15 protein-coding genes are annotated in these 18,164 nt (G+C 65.6%); 11 read left to right on the top strand and 4 right to left on the bottom strand.

Annotated features, from left to right (window positions below):
- Nucleotide 1: 1 nt before the first annotated feature.
- A complete protein-coding gene (locus PCK14_RS17390; protein WP_442864752.1) occupies nt 2-1,399 on the bottom strand; it encodes a DUF7134 domain-containing protein in 1,398 nt (465 codons plus the stop codon).
- Nucleotides 1,400-1,528: 129 nt separating this feature from the next.
- On the opposite strand from PCK14_RS17390, the gene PCK14_RS17395 reads away from it, so the two are divergent.
- The 10 genes from PCK14_RS17395 (at nt 1,529) to PCK14_RS17440 (ending at nt 12,654) form a co-directional block, all read left to right on the top strand.
- Nucleotides 1,529-2,611 (top strand): 3-isopropylmalate dehydrogenase, encoded by a 1,083-nt coding sequence (locus PCK14_RS17395; protein WP_269939779.1) that lies wholly within the window; start codon nt 1,529-1,531, stop codon nt 2,609-2,611.
- A 160-nt stretch (nt 2,612-2,771) separates the two neighbouring features.
- On the top strand, nt 2,772-3,884 hold the full coding sequence (locus tag PCK14_RS17400) for a branched-chain amino acid aminotransferase (protein ID WP_269939780.1): 1,113 nt from the start codon (nt 2,772-2,774) through the stop codon (nt 3,882-3,884).
- A gap of 343 nt (nt 3,885-4,227) precedes the next feature.
- Nucleotides 4,228-5,538 carry a YncE family protein gene (locus PCK14_RS17405; RefSeq protein ID WP_269939781.1) on the top strand — a complete coding sequence of 437 codons (1,311 nt, stop codon included), beginning with the start codon at nt 4,228-4,230 and terminating at the stop codon, nt 5,536-5,538.
- Nucleotides 5,539-5,780: 242 nt separating this feature from the next.
- Nucleotides 5,781-6,236, top strand: coding sequence for a hypothetical protein (locus PCK14_RS17410; protein WP_269939782.1), 456 nt, complete (start codon nt 5,781-5,783; stop codon nt 6,234-6,236).
- Nucleotides 6,237-6,284: 48 nt separating this feature from the next.
- Nucleotides 6,285-6,794 carry an RNA polymerase sigma factor gene (locus PCK14_RS17415; protein WP_269939783.1) on the top strand — a complete coding sequence of 170 codons (510 nt, stop codon included), beginning with the start codon at nt 6,285-6,287 and terminating at the stop codon, nt 6,792-6,794.
- 1 nt (nt 6,795) lies between these two features.
- Nucleotides 6,796-8,016: a hypothetical protein gene (locus tag PCK14_RS17420; protein WP_269939784.1), complete on the top strand. Its 1,221-nt coding sequence runs from the start codon at nt 6,796-6,798 to the stop codon at nt 8,014-8,016.
- Between the two features lie 36 nt (nt 8,017-8,052).
- Nucleotides 8,053-8,829, top strand: coding sequence for a fumarylacetoacetate hydrolase family protein (locus tag PCK14_RS17425; RefSeq protein WP_269939785.1), 777 nt, complete (start codon nt 8,053-8,055; stop codon nt 8,827-8,829).
- Nucleotides 8,830-8,981: 152 nt separating this feature from the next.
- Nucleotides 8,982-10,244 carry a sensor histidine kinase gene (locus PCK14_RS17430; protein WP_269939786.1) on the top strand — a complete coding sequence of 421 codons (1,263 nt, stop codon included), beginning with the start codon at nt 8,982-8,984 and terminating at the stop codon, nt 10,242-10,244.
- Nucleotides 10,241-10,897 carry a response regulator gene (locus PCK14_RS17435; RefSeq protein WP_269939787.1) on the top strand — a complete coding sequence of 219 codons (657 nt, stop codon included), beginning with the start codon at nt 10,241-10,243 and terminating at the stop codon, nt 10,895-10,897. Before PCK14_RS17430 ends, PCK14_RS17435 begins: the two co-directional genes overlap by 4 nt.
- 311 nt (nt 10,898-11,208) lie before the next feature.
- Complete coding sequence (locus PCK14_RS17440; RefSeq protein ID WP_269939788.1) at nt 11,209-12,654, top strand: amino acid permease; 1,446 nt, start codon at nt 11,209-11,211, stop codon at nt 12,652-12,654.
- A 92-nt stretch (nt 12,655-12,746) separates the two neighbouring features.
- Here the strand turns inward: PCK14_RS17440 and PCK14_RS17445 are convergent, their stop codons facing one another.
- The 3 genes from PCK14_RS17445 to PCK14_RS17455 form a co-directional block, all read right to left on the bottom strand.
- On the bottom strand, nt 12,747-14,906 hold the full coding sequence (locus PCK14_RS17445) for a hypothetical protein (RefSeq protein WP_269939789.1): 2,160 nt from the start codon (nt 14,904-14,906) through the stop codon (nt 12,747-12,749).
- A 275-nt stretch (nt 14,907-15,181) separates the two neighbouring features.
- Nucleotides 15,182-15,667, bottom strand: coding sequence for an SRPBCC family protein (locus PCK14_RS17450; RefSeq protein WP_269939790.1), 486 nt, complete (start codon nt 15,665-15,667; stop codon nt 15,182-15,184).
- Entirely contained in the window at nt 15,664-16,023 is a 360-nt protein-coding gene (locus PCK14_RS17455; protein ID WP_269939793.1) for an ArsR/SmtB family transcription factor, read from the bottom strand. The genes PCK14_RS17450 and PCK14_RS17455 overlap by 4 nt, the downstream gene beginning before the upstream one ends.
- A 181-nt stretch (nt 16,024-16,204) precedes the next feature.
- On the opposite strand from PCK14_RS17455, the gene PCK14_RS17460 reads away from it, so the two are divergent.
- Nucleotides 16,205-18,115 (top strand): S53 family peptidase, encoded by a 1,911-nt coding sequence (locus PCK14_RS17460; RefSeq protein WP_269939791.1) that lies wholly within the window; start codon nt 16,205-16,207, stop codon nt 18,113-18,115.
- Nucleotides 18,116-18,164 lie beyond the last annotated feature (49 nt).

Below are 18,164 nucleotides of genomic sequence, written 5' to 3' on the forward strand. Positions count from 1 at the left end.
TTTAGTGCTCCGAGTAGGGGATGAAAGCAGTGATGCCGAAGCCGCCGCCGGCCAGTGGGCCGGCCTTGAGGGTTCCGTCGTAAAGTTTGGTGCGCTCGGCCATGCCACGCAGGCCGTTGCCGCCACAGGCATCGGCTGCCGACAGTTGCGCGGTCGGGGAAGTGGCGGGGTGCGCACCCGGGGGAGTGCCGGCGTCGTGCGGTGAGTTGGTGGGTACAGCCGCTGGGCTCGGGACACCGCCGGCCGGGGCCGCCGCGGAAATGGCGGGCACCCGCGGCGCGTTGGCCGGTGCCCGGGGGGATGCCGTGGGCTGGCGGGGGACCTGCGCCGTGGACAGGGCGGCAGTGGCGCCGCGGCCGTCGTCGTGCACAGTGACCTCAAGCCCGCGTGCATTCCAGCCAAGGTTGACGGACGCCGTGACGTTGGGCCCGGCGTGCTTCATGACGTTGGTCAGGCCCTCCTGGACCACACGGTAGGCCGTCAGTTCCGCGCCCGGCGGCAGCTGCCGGCGCGCATCGCCGGTGACCGTGTACGCCACGGGCAGGCCGGCCGCGCGGATGCCCAGCAGGAGCTCGTCGAGGTCGGTCAGGCCGGGCAGCGGGCGGGTCGAGGCCTCCCCGCCGCCGCGCAGCACGCCGAGCAGCCGGCGCATTTCCTGCAGCGAAGCCCGGCCCGTTGCGGCAATGGTGGCCAGGGTTTCCGGGGCAATTTCGGGGTTGGCGGCGGCGGCGTACCGGGCGCCGTCGGCCTGGGTGATGATGACGGACAATGAGTGGGCCACGATGTCGTGCATCTCGCGGGCGATGTGGGCGCGCTCGTCGCTGGCGGCCAGCTCACGTTCGTGCTGGGCCTCAATTTCCAGGCGGTGGGCGCGGTCGGCAAGCGCCTGTTCGCGCAGGCGCTTGGTGCGTGTGAGGTCACCTGCCGTCCAACTGAACAGCACCAGGACCCACACCATCAAGACCATGACGATGCCGTAGGGAACATCCGCCAGGGACTGGGCGGTGAGGTTGTAGAAGAAGCGGGTGACCAGCATGATCGAGCCCAACAGGGCCAGGGCCAGCCCGCCCAGGCTAGCCCAGCGCGGCCCAAAGGCGGCCAGGGCGTAGACAATGAGCGGCACCGCAATGTCGGCGGGGGTGGGCGCGACGTGCAGTGCCCACTGGAGAATCGCCACACCCGCGATGATGAAGCCAGCCATGACTGTGCGTGTGCGGCGCCAGGCCAGCGGCACAATGAGTGCCGTGGCGAAGACAACGGCCAGGACGGTGTCGGAGGTGGAACCGGAGTAGCCGCCGTCGATCGCGCTAAGGGGCATGGCGACAAGCCACAGAACGGACATCAGGACAAAGTCCACGGCAAAGCGGTGCTGCCGGAACCAGTCGTAGATGGAATGCATGATCACGTCTTCAACTCTAGGGTGCGCGGCGGCCTGCTGCATCCTGCCCAGGGTGGAGATCCATGGCTCGACGTCTCATATTTTGAGATACTTTGCCCATCATGTGGATGGTTTGGCTAGGCTGAATGCATGAGCGCATCGAATGACACTGCCGTTGCAAACCCGTCCGCCATTGACATTGCAGTCATCGCCGGCGACGGCATTGGCCCCGAGGTCACGGCCGAGGCCGTAAAGGTCCTGAAGAAGGTTACCGCCGCCGAGGGCCTGGAGCTGAAGCTGACCGACTACAAGCTCGGCGCCGAGCACTGGCTGGCCACGGGTGAGACACTTCCCGACTCCACCATCGAGGCCCTGCGCGGGCACGACGCCATCCTCTTCGGTGCGGTGGGCGCGGCCCCCGGTGACACGTCCATCCCCTCCGGGTTGATCGAGCGCGAAATGCTGCTGAAGCTGCGCTTCGCCCTGGACCACTACGTCAACCTGCGCCCCTCCTTCCTGTACGACGGCGTGGCCTCACCCCTGGCGAACCCCGGCACCATTGACTTCGTGGTGGTCCGCGAAGGCACAGAGGGCCCCTACGTGGGCAACGGCGGTGTGCTGCGCAAGGGCACCCCGCACGAGGTGGCCACCGAGGTCTCCGTCAACACCGCCTTCGGCGTGGAGCGCCTGGTCCGCGACGGCTTCCGCCGCGCCAACGAGCGCCCCCGCAAGAAGCTCACCTACGTGCACAAGCACAACGTGCTGGTCTACGCCGGCCACCTGTGGAAGCGCACGGTTGAGGCCGTGGCCAAGGAATTCCCGCAGGTCTCCGTTGACTACCTGCACGTTGACGCGGCCATGATCTTCCTGGTCACCGACCCCTCCCGCTTTGACGTGATCGTGACCGACAACTTGTTCGGCGACATCGTCACCGACCTGGCCGCAGCCGTCACCGGAGGCATCGGCCTGGCCGCCTCCGGCAACATCAACATGGACCGCACGGCACCGTCCATGTTCGAGCCGGTCCACGGTTCGGCGCCCGACATTGCCGGCCAGCAGAAGGCAGACCCGACGGCGGCGATCCTGTCCGCGGCCCTGCTGCTGCACCACCTGGGCCACCATGGCGCAGCGGAACGCATCGAAGTTGCCGTCGCCGCCGACATTGCCACCCGCAATCCGGCGTCACCGCGGCCAACCAGCGCGATTGGCGACGCCATCGCGGCAGCCGCCTGACGCCGTCGTCCATTCCTGCGGGCTTTCGCCACAACGGCGCAAGCCGGGGCGGGGTGTACGCGGGAGTAGGCTTGGGGTATTGACTATTGAGTGCGCACCGGGCCCGCCCCAGGCCGGACGGCGCAGCACGCTCACCAGGGCATCACAACGTGGAGGAAGCATGACCCAGAACGCCAGTGAGCTGAGCTTTTCACGCCAGCTTAACCAGAATCCGAAGAGCGCAGCCGAGCGGGACGCCATTTTGGCCAACCCCGGCTTTGGTGACTATTTCACGGATCACACGGCCGTTGTGGACTTCAAGGTTGACGCCAACGGGGAGGGCGGCTGGTCCAACGCACGCATCGAGCCGTACGGTCCGATCATGATGGACCCGGCGGCTGCCGTGCTGCACTACGGGCAGGAAATCTTCGAGGGCATGAAGGCCTACCGCCACGCCGACGGTTCCATCTGGACGTTCCGGGCCGAGGCCAATGCGGCACGCCTGAACACCTCCGCCCGCCGCCTGGCGCTGCCGGAGCTGCCCCCGGAGACGTTCCTGGAATCGCTGCGCGAGCTGGTGTCCGTGGACCAGGAATGGGTCCCCTCCGGCGACGGCGAGGCCCTGTACCTGCGACCGTTCATGATTGCCACCGAGGCGTTCCTGGGTGTGCGCCCGGCCCGTGAAGTTTCCTACCGCGTCATCGCCTCCCCGGCCGGCAACTACTTTGGCGGCGAGCTCAAGCCCGTTTCCATCTGGCTCACCACCACCTTTGCCCGCGCCGGCGAAGGCGGCACCGGCGAGGCCAAGTGCGGCGGCAACTACGCCGCCTCGCTGGCCGCGCAGATGGAGGCCGAGGCCAACGGCTGCAAGCAGGTCTTGTTCCTTGACCCGTTCAACGACAACGCTGTTGAGGAACTCGGCGGCATGAACGTGTTCTTCGTGTTCAAGGACGGCACGCTCGTCACCCCGGCACTCAACGGCCACATCCTGCACGGCATCACCCGCTCCTCGGTGCTGCAGCTGGCAGCGGACCGCGGCATGAAGGTCCAGGAACGCAAGATCACCATCGATGAATGGCGTTCCGGCGTCGCCTCGGGTGAAATCACCGAGGTCTTCGCCTGTGGCACCGCCGCCGTCATCACCCCGATCGGCGAGCTCAAGACCGCGGAGGGCACCATCTCCTCCCCGGCGGACGGCATCGGCGAAGTCACCGCCGCCATCCGCGAGCAGCTGCTGGGCATCCAGACCGGCGCCGTCGAGGACCTGCACGGCTGGCTGACCCGCCTGGCGTAGCCTTTCCCGCTTTTCAGCTGACCCGCAGTTGTGGTCGTTGAAACAACCAATTGAGGTTGTTTTAACGACCACAACTGCGGGTCAATTTTGTTGGCGGCAGTGCCGTCATTGAACCGTCATGTTCGTCTGGCTTTCATATCAATTCGGGCTCGAAATGATGGCGAAAACATAACGGCGTCAATTCGATGGCGGAATTCCGCGGGCGCCGCCACGGGGCAATTGTCACGGCCCGAGACCTGGCGTTCGCGGTGGATTTGAAGAGCATTTTATGCATTAGTCTTTGTGTCATCTCCTCCTGCCGCGACGCGGACTACAGGAGTTTGGGATAGATTCGGAGGCAAGAGTGAAAATTAGTCGAGTGTCCATGGCGAAGGTGCTTTTTGGCGCTGCCATGGTGGGGACGCTCTCCCTGTCCGGTGTGGTTGTAGCCACCGCCGGACCCCAGGCCGGCACCATGCCGGCGGTGCTCACGGTGCAGGGGCCGGAGATTGCCCTGGCACCGCAGGATTCGACTATGGTCACGGTTCCTGACGGTTCACGCGCCTACGTGGCCGGCACCGGGACGTTGACGGCCTATGACCTGGCGTCGGGCAATGCCCTGGCGACCATCCCGCTTCCCGGCATCATCGGTGCGCTGACAGCCAGCCGCGACGGTTCCACAATTTTTGCCAGCAGCTACGGCTCTGGCGAAGGCAGCATCCTTGCCACCATCTCCACGGCAACAAACACCGTGGTGAAGACAGTGCCGATTGCCGATACCGCCTACACCATTGCCGAATCCGCCGATGGCGCCTCCGTGGTGCTGCTGGGCGAAGGCTCGCCCAAAAAGCTGTACGTGATTGACCCGGCCGCGGGAACTGTCACCAAGACCATTCCCTTGCCCGCAGACCGCGAAGCATTGGCGGTGTGGACCAGCCCCGGCGATGACTACGCGTATGTATCGCGTCTTTACGTGACCAGTCCCAGCACCTCGGTTTCAGACATCCTGGTCATTGACGTGGAAACCGGACTGGTCGTACGGTCCATCGAGCCTTGTGACGTGGCCAGCGCGATGGCTTTCAGCAAGGACGGTGCCACGGCATATGTGGCCTGCGGCGATGGCGTGGTTGCCGTGGTCCAGACGGCCACCGGAAGCATCCTGGACACGATCGACGTCGGCTTCCAGGCGAGCTTTGCGCAACTGACATCAGGCGGCACCCGGCTCATCGTGGCGGGGAACCTGCACAAGACCGTGGGGGAGATTGACACCGCGACGAACACCCTGGTCTCCACCGCCACGGCCGCGGGTTCGGTGGGGCGCTTGTCCGCACCTTTCGACGGCGACCGCGCCTGGTTCATCCAGGGCAACGAGGGTGGAAGCGCCGTCTTGAGGTCGCTTGCTGTTGAGGCTGCCGGTGAGGTGGTTCCCACGGAAACGCCCTCACAGCTGCCGCCGACCAGCGTGCCGCCAACCACTGTGCCGCCAACCGAGGAGCAGGCGCCGGGCACCACCACGGCACCGGCGCCCAACAGCAACACCCCGGTGGCTTCCGCTTCCGCAGTGGCTGTTCTTGCCGCCACGGGTCCCGGGACGGTGCTGCCCTTGGTTGCCGCAGCGCTCTTGCTGATCATCGTTGGAGGTGCAGCCATGGGTCGCCGAAGGATGGCCCACTAGGCCCTGCCTGAATCCGGCAGCCGCGCCCGTTCCCCGCAAATGCGCCCCTTCAACCGGGCGCATTCGCGGGGGACGGGCGCATTTTTTGTGCCCGACGGCGGGACGCCCAGCTGCCGTGTCCGCGTCGCCATGGAAATTCCTCTCAGGGATATGCAACCTAAGTCACCAATTCGGAAACTACCTGTGTATCGCGGCCTTTTGGTCGTGCGAAGTTATCAAACTGAGCAACAGGAGGAAGAATCATGTGGAAGCGAAAAGTAGTGGCGGCACTCATTTTGGCAGGCGGCATGGCACTGTCGCAGACCGCCGGGGCGCAGGCGGCACCTGCCCAGCACCCGCTCGAAGGCACCGACCCCACCGTGACCGGCTGCAACGTTGGAGCCTATGTGGTGAAGTCGTGGGACATGCGCAACGCCGTGTACAACGAGGTCCAGGGTTTGGCGCAGCTGGTTTACTCACCGAAGTGTGGCATGAACTGGGTCAATGTTTACGGTTTCACGACCGACAACTCCTACCGGGTCGTCATGCACGGACACGCGGAGGGCAGCAACTTCTATGAGACTGCCGTTGGTGCCGGCGGCAGCGCCGCGACCTTGCAGACTTACGCGCCCGGCAGCACCTGCGTGGACGTGATGTGGCAGATTTCAAATACCACCAGCCTGTTCCGTGAAGGTTGGGGCACCAGCACGATCTGCTGAACAAGGGCAATCCGGTTTTGAATCAGGACGACGGATGGAGGGGATCCGGTGGCACCAACGCGGCAGGACAGCTTTATCGCCTTGCATGAGGCCTTCAAGCCACGTGTGCTGGGATATGTCAGGCGCCGGATTTCCTCCGACCAAACGGCGGAGGAAATTGCTGCAGATGTATTCCGCATCGCGTGGCAAAAGCGAGTCAGCGATCCTGACCCCTCCATTGGCTGGCTCTTGAATGTGGCCCGAAACCTGATCGGCAACGAGTACCGGAGCCGAGCCCGCGCCGCACAGTTGCAGGACAGGCTCAGGGACAGTGAGACGCTCAAGTGCCAAGGCGGCGATGACGACGGCGCGCACGCCGCCATCGCCGCAGCGTTGGGACGGCTTCGAGAAAAGGACCGGGAGATCCTGCAATTGGCGTATTGGGAGGACCTGAACCTGGCGGAGATTGCGCAGGTGCTTTCATGCAAGGAGGCCACAGCGCGGGTCCGGCTCCACCGGGCCCGGAAGTCATTTGAAAAGTCGCTGCCGCCACGGCTGCGTCCCACCGGGAAGGATTGAGATGGACCCCATCGAATCGATGCTTCGAAGCATCAATCCTGTTCCCGGCGAGTCTGCGGGAACTACGCCTTCGCTGCCACCCGGGCTGCTTCTGGCAGAGGAGTCCGATGCGCGCACCGGAGGCAGCGATTCCGCCCGCATCTCCCGCGCACGCACTCCTGGATTCGCCAAGCGGCGGGCCCTGGTCACAGCGATGGCGGCCGTGGTGCTTGTCGCCGCTGCCGGGGTCTTTGGCGTGCTGGCCCAGGGTGTCCTGAAGCCGCAGCCGGCCGGTCCAACGCCCCTGCCCTCGCCAAGTTCGACGGCGGCACCCACCCAGATTGCCACGCCGCAGCCCTCCCCAACACCTGTGCCAAGCACGACGACGGAACGGCCTCCGAGCGACCCCGCAACCGGGGCGGCCTGCGTGTTCCGCAACGTCTCGGCCGAGGGGGTGCCCGGCCAGATGCCGCTCAACATGGAAACGTACCCGGGCGACTTCAAGGTGCTCGGCTGCACCGACGGGATGCTGGCATTCGAATTGACTGACACCGGCTACCAGCGGCTGCTGGCGCAGGGGGCAGGAGCTGGCGCCTTCGGGGTTTACTACATTGCCCGCTTCGCCGTCAGTGGCTACATATACGACCCCGAGGTTGCCCTTCCCGGCTGGGACATCATCGAACCCGTCGACGGCACCTTGGCGGAGAAGGCAGTGGAAATGGACAGGTTGTTGCAGGAGCAACTGGGCGTCATGCCGATCCGTCGCCCGGAACTGGTGGGCGGGCCGCCGGCCAGCCCTGACGCAGCACCCGCAGGCCCCCGGAACGTCGGGGCGGATGACCCGAACAACGGCTCGGCGTGCAGCATCAAGGCAATGACAACCGTGGGCGACTCAGAGAACTGGCTCGTGAAAGACATCGCCGCCCACACGGAGAATTACCGGGTGGTGCACTGTGCGGGAGGCTGGCTGGCCTTCCAACTCAGCGACGCCGGCCGCCAAAGCTGGCACGATGACACCCAGGCCAGCGGTCAGGTCCATGAAGGCAGCGACTCCTTCTACTTCGCGAAGTACAACGGGACTGCGTACGAGTTCACGCCCGGGACGTCCGTGCCGGATTGGGAGTCCCGCTCGGGAGCCGGTGCCAGCCCGGAGTCCATGATCGAATCGATGGTGCAGGACATGGAGGCGGCCGGAATTCCCGCGGATCTCAGGCTTGGGCTGGTGGGCGAGCCGCCGGAGTGACTGGCCCGCCGCGGCCGAGCGGATACACTGAAGCACATGCGTATAGCCCGTTTTGTAGTAGACAATGACCCCATGTACGGCGTGGTTGAAGGCGAACCCGGCAGTGAAATTGTCACTGTCATCAAGGGTGACCCCTTCTTCAACGGCGTTGAGCGCACCGCCGAGAAGCACCCGCTTGCCGACGTGCGCCTCGTGGCACCGATCATCCCGCGCAGCAAGGTCATCGGCGTGGGCCGCAACTTTGCCGAGCACGCCCGCGAACTCGGCAATGAGGTGCCCGAGAACCCGCTCATGTTCCTCAAGCCCAACACCTCAGTGATCGGCCCGAACGAGCCCATCGTGCTGCCGGAATTCTCCGAGGAGGTCTCCTACGAGGCCGAGCTGTGCGTGGTCATCGGCCGCATCTGCAAGGACGTCCCGGAGGAGCGCGTGGACGAGGTCATCTTCGGCTACACCTGCGGCAACGACTTGACGGCCCGCGACGTCCAGGCCGGCGACGGCCAGTGGGCCCGCGCCAAGGGCTTTGACACCTCAGCCCCGCTGGGCCCGTGGATCGAAACCGAGCTGGACCCCGACGACGTCTACATCAAGGGCTGGCTCAACGGCGAACTCCGCCAGGACGGCAGCAGCAACCAGATGGTGCGCAGCGTCCGCGAACTCGTCTCGATCGTCTCCCACGCCTTCACCCTGCTCCCGGGCGACGTCATCATGACCGGCACCCCGGCCGGCGTGGACCTTCTGCAGGCAGGAGACCGCTACGATGTCGAAATCGAGGGCATCGGCCGCCTGTCCAACCCGGTGGTCCGCCGCTGACGTCCGGTTCTTTGCTGCGTGCCGCCGTTGATTAAGTTCGACGGCGGCACTTGGCTTTTGTGCGGTGCCCGCCCCGCGATCCTGGCTGGCCCGCTGGAAGTGACAACTTTAGTTGGATGTGGCGGCAATGCCGCGAAATTTAGGCTTGAAGCATGAACACAAAAACCACCCCAGTTGGCAGCGTATGGCGTACGGCATTGCTCGTGGTCGTTGTTGCCGCCGCCGACTTCCTGCTCTCTTTGATAAGCCTGGGCCTCGGCCTGGACAGCGGAACCGTGCCGGCCGAGCCGGGCGCCGTCGAATTCATTCGCTACGCGGGCCTGCCCGTGCTTGCCCCCTTGGGTGCCGTGGCGCTCATCTGGCGCAACCGATTTCCCAGGTCGGTGGCCGCAGCCGCCGCCATTGTGGGCGCACTGACCTTCAGCGGAATTGCCTTCCTGGTGGCGCTCTACCTGCTGGCCCGGCGGCAATTGTCGTGGTGGGTTGCCGGCCTCATTGCGCTTTGCCTGGGGGCCGAGGCCCTGGTCGGCATCGAGCCGCTGGGCTGGGCGGAAGCCTTGCTGGGTGTTGTGCTGCTCGCGGCCATTGCGGGGTGGGGCGCCTACCGTGGCCAGCGCGTCCGGGACCGGGAGGCGCGGCTGGCTTCCCTGCGGGAGCGTGCCGAGCTGGCCGAGCTGGAACGGGCCGCGGCCGTTGAAAACAGCCGGCTGGCCGAGCGCCACCGGATTGCCCGCGAAATGCATGACACCCTGGCCCACCGGATGTCGCTCGTGGCCGTCCAGGCCGCTGCCCTGCAGGTGGATGCCCCCGACACCGAAACCGCCAACTCGGCCCGGCTGATTCGGGAAACTGCACACGCGGCCCTGGGGGAGCTCCGCGATGTCCTGGGTGTTTTGCATGAGGACGGAACCGCGACTGACGCCGGCTGGAAGCCCGTGGAACGTCACGGAACCGGGTCAGCGGACTCCGGCGGCCGGATCCGAACTGCCCCATCCGGGATTGCCCAGATTCCAGGGCTGCTGGAGGAATGGCGCCAGGCCGGAGTCGCTGTCGACTTCACGCCCATCCCCGAACTCGAAGCAGGACTTTCGGATGCCGTCAGCCGGGCCGCCTTCCGGGTGGTGCAGGAAGGGATCACAAACGTGGCCCGCCACGCCCCGGATGCCCAGGCAAAGGTGGGCCTTGAAATCATTGCACGGCAATTGCACATCACAGTTTCCAACGGTCCCGGAGACCCGGCGGGCGCCGCAGTGGGAGCGGGCTTGGGTCTGGTCGGCTTGGCTGAACGTGTCCAGCTTCTGGGCGGCACGCTGTCACACGGGCGCGCCGGCAACGGATTCCAATTGTGCGCCCGCATCCCGATTTCAGGGCATGGTCCGGACCTCCTGGACTCAGCGGATGGGGCCCCGGAGTGAACCACCAGATCCGGGTCATTGTGGCCGACGACGAGACGCTGGTCCGGGCCGCCCTGGTCAAGATGGTCAATTCCCGCACCGACATGCAGGTGGTGGGGGAGGCCGCCAACGGCCCGCAGGCGGTGCGGTGCGCACAAGTGCAGCGGGCCGACGTCGTGCTGATGGACGTGCGCATGCCCGGTGGTGACGGGATCACGGCAACGGCGCAGCTGCGCGCACTGGAGCAGCCGCCGCAGGTCCTGGTCCTGACCACCTTCGACCTGGACGACTACGTGTTTGCCGCCCTGGAGGCCGGTGCCGGCGGATTCCTGCTCAAGGACACGGACCCGGATCGGCTGTTCCATGCCATCAGGGCCGTGGCGGCGGGGGAGGGCATGCTGGCGCCGAGCGTCACGAAGCGGCTGATCGACAGGACCAGGGAACGGGCCGCGGCGGCGCGCGCCAAGGCAGCCGTTGCCCGCCTGGACAGGCTGACGGCGCGGGAATCCGAGGTGCTGGACGCTGTTGCCCAGGGCATGAGCAACGACGGGATCGCGCGTCGGCTGTTCCTGAGCGAGGGAACCGTCAAGACCCATGTCTCGCGGATTTTGGCGAAACTGGAACTGGAAAACAGGGTCCAGGCGGCGCTTCTTTTCCGGGACTCGATGCACTGAACCGCGGCAATTTTCCCGGGCCTGCGGAGCGGTCCGGCGATTTTTTGTACCCGATATTGTCTGCATCGCCGCGCAATTTTCTTGCCGAATTTATGGCGTGTCCCGCTCAACCGAAAATAAGCGGCAATCCGCGGATTTTTTGCCAAATTGGCGTGGCCCCGGGGTGCCGCGGATCGCAGATGAGCTTGTGATTGGCATCACGCACATATTTTGCCGTAGTAGGATTGTGAAGCCCTTTGAGACCATGTTTGTGGCAAAACTGCGAATTATGGACTCCTGCAAGCGGGCGAACCTACAACAAAGGACCTTGCGTGACAACCGAAGCAACAGACAAAGCAACACCCGTTGCCGTCCCGGACAACATCACCGCCGAGGGCTACCAAAAGACCTTGAACCGACGCCAGGTCACCATGATTGCCATGGGCGGCGCCATCGGCGTGGGCCTGTTCATGGGTGCCGGCGGACGCCTCGCCTCCACGGGCCCGGCACTGATTTTCTCCTACGCCATCGCCGGCGTCATTGCCTACCTGCTCATGCGTGCGCTGGGCGAGCTCATCATGTACCGCCAGACCTCCGGCTCATTCGTCTCCTACGCCGGCGAGCTTTTCGGCAAGAAGGGCGCGTTCCTCTCCGGCTGGATGTACTTCATCAACTGGGCCATGACGGGCGTGGCGGAGCTGATTGCCATTGGCCTGTACTTCCAATACTTCTTCCCAGGCGTTCCCGTTGAAGTGAGCGCCTTCTGTGCCTTGATCCTGCTGGTGGCGGTGAACCTGCTCAGCGTGAAGGCCTTTGGCGAGTTTGAGTTCTGGGCCTCCTGCCTCAAGGTTGGCGCCATTTTGATCTTCCTCGCAGTGGGTACCTTCATGGTGGTCACCAACGCTTCCGTTGGCGCCGGCCATGCCAGCGTTGGAAACCTGTTCCACGAGCAGGGCGGCATGTTCCCCAAGGGCGGCCTGGTCATGATCCTGGTCCTGAACGCCGTGATCTTTGCCTACAACGCCATTGAACTGGTGGGCATCACTGCCGGCGAAATGAAGAACCCGGCCCGCGAGGTGCCCAAGGCGATCCGCGCCGTCGTTCTGCGCATTGTGGTGTTCTACGTTGGCTCGGTCACGCTGCTGGCCATGATCATGCCCTCCGACCAGTACAAGTCCGGCGAGAGCCCGTTCGTGACGGTCTTCTCCGCCATGGGCCTGGACTGGGTGGGCTCGGTCATGAACTTTGTTGTCATCACCGCGGCACTGTCGTCCTGCAACTCCGGGCTGTACTCCATTGGGCGCATCTTCCGCACCATGGCCAACAATGGCCACGCGCCGGCCTGGCTCACCAAGATGTCCTCACGCCATGTGCCGTACGCCGCGATCCTGAGCATTGCCGGCGTGTACGTGGTGGGCGTGCTCGCCAACATCTGGCTCGGCGGCTCACACGCCTTCGACCTGGCACTGAACACGGCCTCCATCGGCGTGATCTTCACCTGGGGCTCCATCTTTGCCAGCCAGATCATGCTGCGCAAGAAGAAGGGCAAGGTCTCCTCGCTGCCCATGCCCGGATCGCCCTGGACAAGCTGGGTGGGCCTGGTTGCCCTCCTGGTCATCACCGTGCTGATTGGCTTTGACACCATGACGGCCCCTGACGGCAGCGTCTTCCTGCTGGGCCTGTGGACGCTGTGCACCATCCCGTTCTTCGCCGTGGTCCTGTGGCTCGGCTGGCAGTTCGTGAAGAACAACGAACCCAAGAGCGAGCTGTTCAGCTAGCACCCGCCAAAAGGGATGGCGTTCGCGCCGCCGGCCCAGGGGAAACCCGAGGCCGGCGGCACGAACGCCATCCTTTTTTCATGCCCTGCCGGCTAGTCCCGCCGTGTCGACGTCCGGCGGCGCAGCATGAGTGTCAGCGCGATGGCCACCAGGAGTGCCCCGATGATGGCCAGGATGGGCGCCGGCGACGAGACTGCGCCGGCCGGAGTGACGGCCGAAACTCCCGTGTACAGCTCCGAGGTGCCGTCGGCCACTTGGCTGTTGCCTGCAGCCAATGCGTCCGCCCCGTCGGCCATGAGGCTTGCACCCGCGGCCAAGGCCGAGGAGCCGTCGGCGATCTTGGCATTCCCGTCCTTCAGCGCCGCGTTGCCCGCAGCCAGTTTCCCGGCGCCGTCGGCCAGCGCCTTGCTGCCCGCCAGCAGGCCCGAGCCAGCCTGTTCCGGGGTTCCGGCGACGCCGTCATGCAGCGCCTGCGTGCCAGTGGCGAGCTTTCCCGTGCCGGCTTCCAGGTTCTTGGTTGCGTACAGCAGGCCGGGACGTTCGGGGTCCCCGGGGGTGCCGTCCATGCCGAAGACCAGCAACTGGGTGCCGGCGGCGAGCTTGCCCGTGCCTGCAGAGATCTTTGAGCCTCCGGCAGCCAGTTCGGCGGCGCCGTCAATGAGTCCCTTCTTTCCTGCGGTTCCATCCAGGCCCGCGGCGATTTGTCCTGTGCCGGTGGCGAGCTTGCCCGTGCCGGTGGACAGTGCGGTGGATCCGGCCGCCAGGGACTGCACCGCTTTGAGCAGACCCGGCTGGGCCGGATCACCCGGCACGCCATGCACACCCGCAACCAACTGCCGCGTTCCGGCACGCAAGGCTGCGGCGCCATCTTCGAGCTGCTGGGTTCCGCCGGAAAGTTCGACGGCGCCTGCCGCAAGTTTTTGGGTGCCGGCAACAAGTCCGGGCTGGGTGGCATCGTTGGGTACACCGTTGAGCCCTGCCGACAGTTGCGTCGTTCCGGCGGCAAGCTGCTGGGCCCCGGCCTGCAGTCGCTGTGCGCCGGCCACAAGGCCCGGATTCTGGGGATCTGTGCTGTTGAGTTTCTGGCCCAATACGCCAAACCCGGCCTGGAGCTGCTGGCCTCCGGCTGCAAGGTTGGCGCTTCCCGCGGCAGCCTTCCGGGCGCCCGCGTCCAGGGCCGCCAGCTTGTCCAGCAGGGCCCCAACAGGGGTCAATGGGTTGGCCTGGGAATATGCCAGCAGCTGCGACATTCCCTCGCTGAGGGCGGCGGTGCCCTCGGCCGGGACGCCTTCCGCGGAACCGTGGCCGGCCAGCTGGGCTGCCCCGGCCGCCAATTGCTTGACACCGTCAGCCAGGTTCTGTGGATCTGTTCCCGTGGACGAGGCCGTGAGGCCGGCGGAGAGCTGTGAGACGCCGGCGGCCAATCCCTGGGCGCCAGCGCTCAGCTGCAAGGCACCGGTGTTTGCCTGGGCGGCGCCGGCGCCAAGGGCTTCGGCGCCGGCTGCGGCAGCGGCCGCCCCGGCACTCAACTGCTGCGCCCCGCCGTTGAGCTTGGCGGCACCAAGCACGGCGTCGCCGACACCCTTGTCCACAGCTGAGATGCCGGGTGCCAGCTTTGTTGCCACGCCGTCGGCCACGGAGGCTGCGCCGGACCGGAGGGCCTTGGATCCCGCGAACAATTCCTGGGCGCCGTTGTTGGCGGCCAAAACGCCCGGGGCGAGCTGGTTCTTCACGCCGAAGGCGAGGGTGGAGGCTCCTGCAGACAGTTCCGCGCCGCCCACCGCCAGCAGTTTCGCGCCGTCGTCAACCGAGTAGACGCCCGGGGCGAGCTTGTTGCGGACGTCATTGGCCGTCTTGGCTGCCCCGTCGGACAATGCCTGGGCGCCCTCGTTGGCGCCTTCGAGTCCGGGCAGGAGCTCTTCTTCAATTCCTTCGCTGAGCTCCATTGCCCCGCTGGAGAGTTTGCCGGCCCCGGCGCTGGCATCGGCGGCACCCGTGGCTGCCGCGGCGGCGCCCTTGGACAGCGCGGCTGCGCCGTCGTCCAGCTCGGTGGCCCCCTGCTGGAGTTTGTTGGCCCCGGCCGAGGTGAGTTTGGTGCCGTCGTTGAGCTGAGAAGCGCCGGTTGCGATTTTGGTGGTGGTCAGGGCGAAGAATGCGACCAGCCCCAGAATCAACAGGCCGAGCACAGCATGGGCAATGTAGTGGTTTCTGACGGTCCTGTGCAACGGCGCGCCTGTAGTGCTGCGGGTCATGGGCAGTTCCTCACGAATGTTGGAAGAATGTGACGTAGCTAACAAGTTAAGCTACTGACGAGTAACATACATGAGCGGATGGCACTAAAGTCGGTCGTTATGTAAACGTGACCTTTACTGAACAAGAAAAAGTGGCCGTGACTCCCTGCCTGCGTTCTCCCGGGCATGCGCAAAATGACACCGATCCCGCTTTTTGACCCCGGAATTCCGGGGTCAAAAAGCGGGATCGGTGTCATTTTCCGCGGGTGGCTGCGGGTGGCCGTGGTGCCGGGTGGCTACCCGGCCAGAATTGAGTCGATCTGCCCCATGGCCTCGCGCATGCCCTCCTCCATGCCCATGGCCAGCATCTGCTCCATCTGTGCCTCGTTCTCAAAGGTGGTGGTGATGGTCATGAGCGTGAGTCCGCTGCGGTCCTCAAGGGAGACGGACATGCTGGCGGAGCCCATCTCGGTCATGGGGTCGCCGTTGTCGTCGGCGAAGCCGTCCTCGACCACCAGCGCCGTCGGGGCGGAAATGGAGGTGAACTGCCACCAGCCGCGGGGCTTGCTGCCGTCCGGGCCCGTCATGTAGTACGCGGCCTTGCCTCCCGGCTGGAAGTCATAGTCTTCAAATGTGGCCGGCCAGGTGGGCGGGCCCCACCAGCGCTCGAGCTGGCGCGGGTCCTCCCAGACCTGCCAGACGCGGTCGACGCCGGCGGCGAACTCGGCCGTGATGGCCAGCTGCAGGTCCTCGGGGGTCTTGGTGGAGTTGGTGACTGTCATGGCAATGCATCTCCAAGCTGTTCGTTGTCTTCGGCAAGGATGTCGGCGATCCGTACGGCGCGCTGCCGCCAGATTGCCTCATATTCGTCGAGCAGTTGGCGGGCCCTTTGCAGCCCGTCGCGGTTGGCATTCACCATCTGCTCCCTTCCGCGCTTTTCCTTGGTGACCAGGGAAGCACGCTCCAGCACGGCCACATGTTTCTGGACCGCCGCGAAACTCATGGCGTAGAGGGCGGCGAGGCCCGACACTGAAAACGGTTCGGAGCTGACCCGCCGGACTATGTCCCGCCGGGTCGCATCCGAGAGCGCCTGGAACAGGCGGTCGACGGTGTCTTCGCTGAGCTGATCTACAACCATTTGGTTGTAGATTACGCCTGCCGGATTTGCCATGTCAAGGGTTGGGGCAGGGGCAATTCAACGGGCACTTTCTGGCCGGGTGAAGCAAAAACCATTGCCGCCCGGGGCCCCGAGTCCTAGCCTTGACCCGTGGGCTTTTGACAGCCGTCACCCAGCCCCAAAAAAGTCTGGAGATTCTGCAATGCACAAACACTTCACGGGAGTGTCAATGGCGGTGGTGGCGGCTGTTGTGGTTGCCATCGCTGGTGCTGGCGCCGCAGACGCCGCCCCGACCCCGAAACCCATTCCCAATTCACAACCGGGCTGGCTGGCCCATGGCAAAAACCTTGGAACAGCAGCCCCGAACGCCCCCGTCAGCGCACGCGTCTACCTCGCGCCCAACGGAGGGCTCAATGCACTGAAAGCCGCCGCAACTGCTGCGTCCAGCTCGAACCAGTACCTCACGCCCGGCCAGTACCACGCGCAGTTTGACCCCTCCGCGGCAACCGTGGACGCAGTCAGCAGCTGGCTGGCCGGCTCCGGCCTGAAGGTGAGCGTGGAAGCAAACCACCGCTACATTGATGCGACGGGAAGCGTGGGCCAGGCCAACAAGGCCTTCGGCGTCAAAATCTCCAAATTCAGCCACGATGGATTGAGCGTGCAGGCCCCAACCGGCCCGGCCACCGCTCCTGACAACGTTGCGGCGGCCATCATTGCCGTTTCGGGACTGGACACCACGGTCTCGATCGTCGAGCCCAAGACCCAGAAGCCCTCGCCTCCGAGCGACGGCTTCCGCAACGCCCCCGTCTGCTCGCACTGGTACGGGGACCAAAACCCCACCACGCTCCCTGCCCCTGACGGCACGGTGCTCCCGCAGCTCAATGGAGCAACACTGCCCTACGCCCCGTGCGGCTACACCGGCCCCCAGCTGCGCAACGCCTACGAGGCTGGGGCTCCCGCGGGGCTCGACGGCCGCGGCGTGACGGTTGCCATCACCGACGCCTACGCCTCCCCAACCATCGAGGCGGACGCGAACCGCTACGCCATCGAGACGGGCGACCGGCCCTTCGCGGCGGGACAGTTCTCCCAGAGCCTGCCCCGGGCCTTCACCCAGGTCAATGCCAACAACTCGCCCAGGCAGTGCGACGCATCCGGATGGTACGGCGAGGAAACCCTCGACGTCGAGGCCGTGCACGCCATGGCCCCGGCCGCGAACATCCGCTACTACGCGGGCGCGAGCTGCCAGGACTCGGCACTGCTGGACACCTTCAGCCGCATCAACGACGAGGGCGTCGCGAACATTGTGACCAATTCGTGGGGCGGCGTGGGTGATGTGGTCAAGCCGACCCTCCTTCTGGCGTACGAGACCGCGTTCCTGCAGGGTGCCGTGCAGGGCATCAGCTACGTGTTTTCCACGGGCGACTCCGGAGACGAGGTCACCAACGTGGGCACGCCGCAGACCGACTACCCTGCCTCGGACCCCTACGTCACCGGAGTGGGCGGCACCTCAACGGCCATCACCCCGGCCGGCGTCACGGGCGAGACCGGATGGCAGACCACCAAGTACTCCATCACCAACGGCGCCTGGGCCCCGTCCATCGCCTTCCAGTATGGTGGCGGAGGCGGATTCTCCTCCAACATCCCCGAACCGGACTACCAGGTGGCCGCCGGAATCCACAGCCCCAACGGCGGCCGTGCGCTGCCCGACGTGTCAATGAATGCGGACCCGACCACCGGAATGCTGGTGGGCCAGACCCAGACGTTTGGCAAGACTGCAGCCTACGACAGGTACCGGATTGGCGGCACGAGCCTTGCCTCGCCGCTGTTCGCGGGCATGACGGCGCTGAAGATCCAGGCCAGCGGGCACGGGCTGGGGTTGCTGAACCCGAAGATCTACGCGAACCACTCGGGCTTCCACGATGTAACCGGCGCGGGCATTGATGCCGGCAACATCAGGGTTGACTTCGTCAATGGCCTGGATGCAAGCGGCGGGTACGTGTACTCGGTGCGCTCGTTCAACACCATCAACACCACCCTGACGGTGGGCAGCGGCTGGGACAGCGAAACCGGCTGGGGCAGCCCCCGTGCCGGCTGGCTGACCCCGGTTCCGTAAGGCGGCAATGGCCTGATGCACGACGTCGGGCACGGCACCCACGGTGCCG

Source organism: Arthrobacter sp. HY1533, assembly GCF_027568515.1.
Lineage (GTDB): Bacteria > Actinomycetota > Actinomycetes > Actinomycetales > Micrococcaceae > Specibacter.

Bases quoted from the DNA above. Each gene is read 5' to 3' on its own strand.
- PCK14_RS17390 (WP_442864752.1), bottom strand. From the start codon at position 1,399: ATGCATTCCATCTACGACTGGTTCCGGCAGCACCGCTTTGCCGTGGAC.
- PCK14_RS17395 (WP_269939779.1), top strand. From the start codon at position 1,529: ATGAGCGCATCGAATGACACTGCCGTTGCAAACCCGTCCGCCATTGAC.
- PCK14_RS17400 (WP_269939780.1), top strand. From the start codon at position 2,772: ATGACCCAGAACGCCAGTGAGCTGAGCTTTTCACGCCAGCTTAACCAG.
- PCK14_RS17410 (WP_269939782.1), top strand. From the start codon at position 5,781: ATGTGGAAGCGAAAAGTAGTGGCGGCACTCATTTTGGCAGGCGGCATG.
- PCK14_RS17420 (WP_269939784.1), top strand. From the start codon at position 6,796: ATGGACCCCATCGAATCGATGCTTCGAAGCATCAATCCTGTTCCCGGC.
- PCK14_RS17425 (WP_269939785.1), top strand. From the start codon at position 8,053: ATGCGTATAGCCCGTTTTGTAGTAGACAATGACCCCATGTACGGCGTG.
- PCK14_RS17430 (WP_269939786.1), top strand. From the start codon at position 8,982: ATGAACACAAAAACCACCCCAGTTGGCAGCGTATGGCGTACGGCATTG.
- PCK14_RS17445 (WP_269939789.1), bottom strand. From the start codon at position 14,906: ATGACCCGCAGCACTACAGGCGCGCCGTTGCACAGGACCGTCAGAAAC.
- PCK14_RS17450 (WP_269939790.1), bottom strand. From the start codon at position 15,667: ATGACAGTCACCAACTCCACCAAGACCCCCGAGGACCTGCAGCTGGCC.
- PCK14_RS17455 (WP_269939793.1), bottom strand. From the start codon at position 16,023: ATGGTTGTAGATCAGCTCAGCGAAGACACCGTCGACCGCCTGTTCCAG.
- PCK14_RS17460 (WP_269939791.1), top strand. From the start codon at position 16,205: ATGCACAAACACTTCACGGGAGTGTCAATGGCGGTGGTGGCGGCTGTT.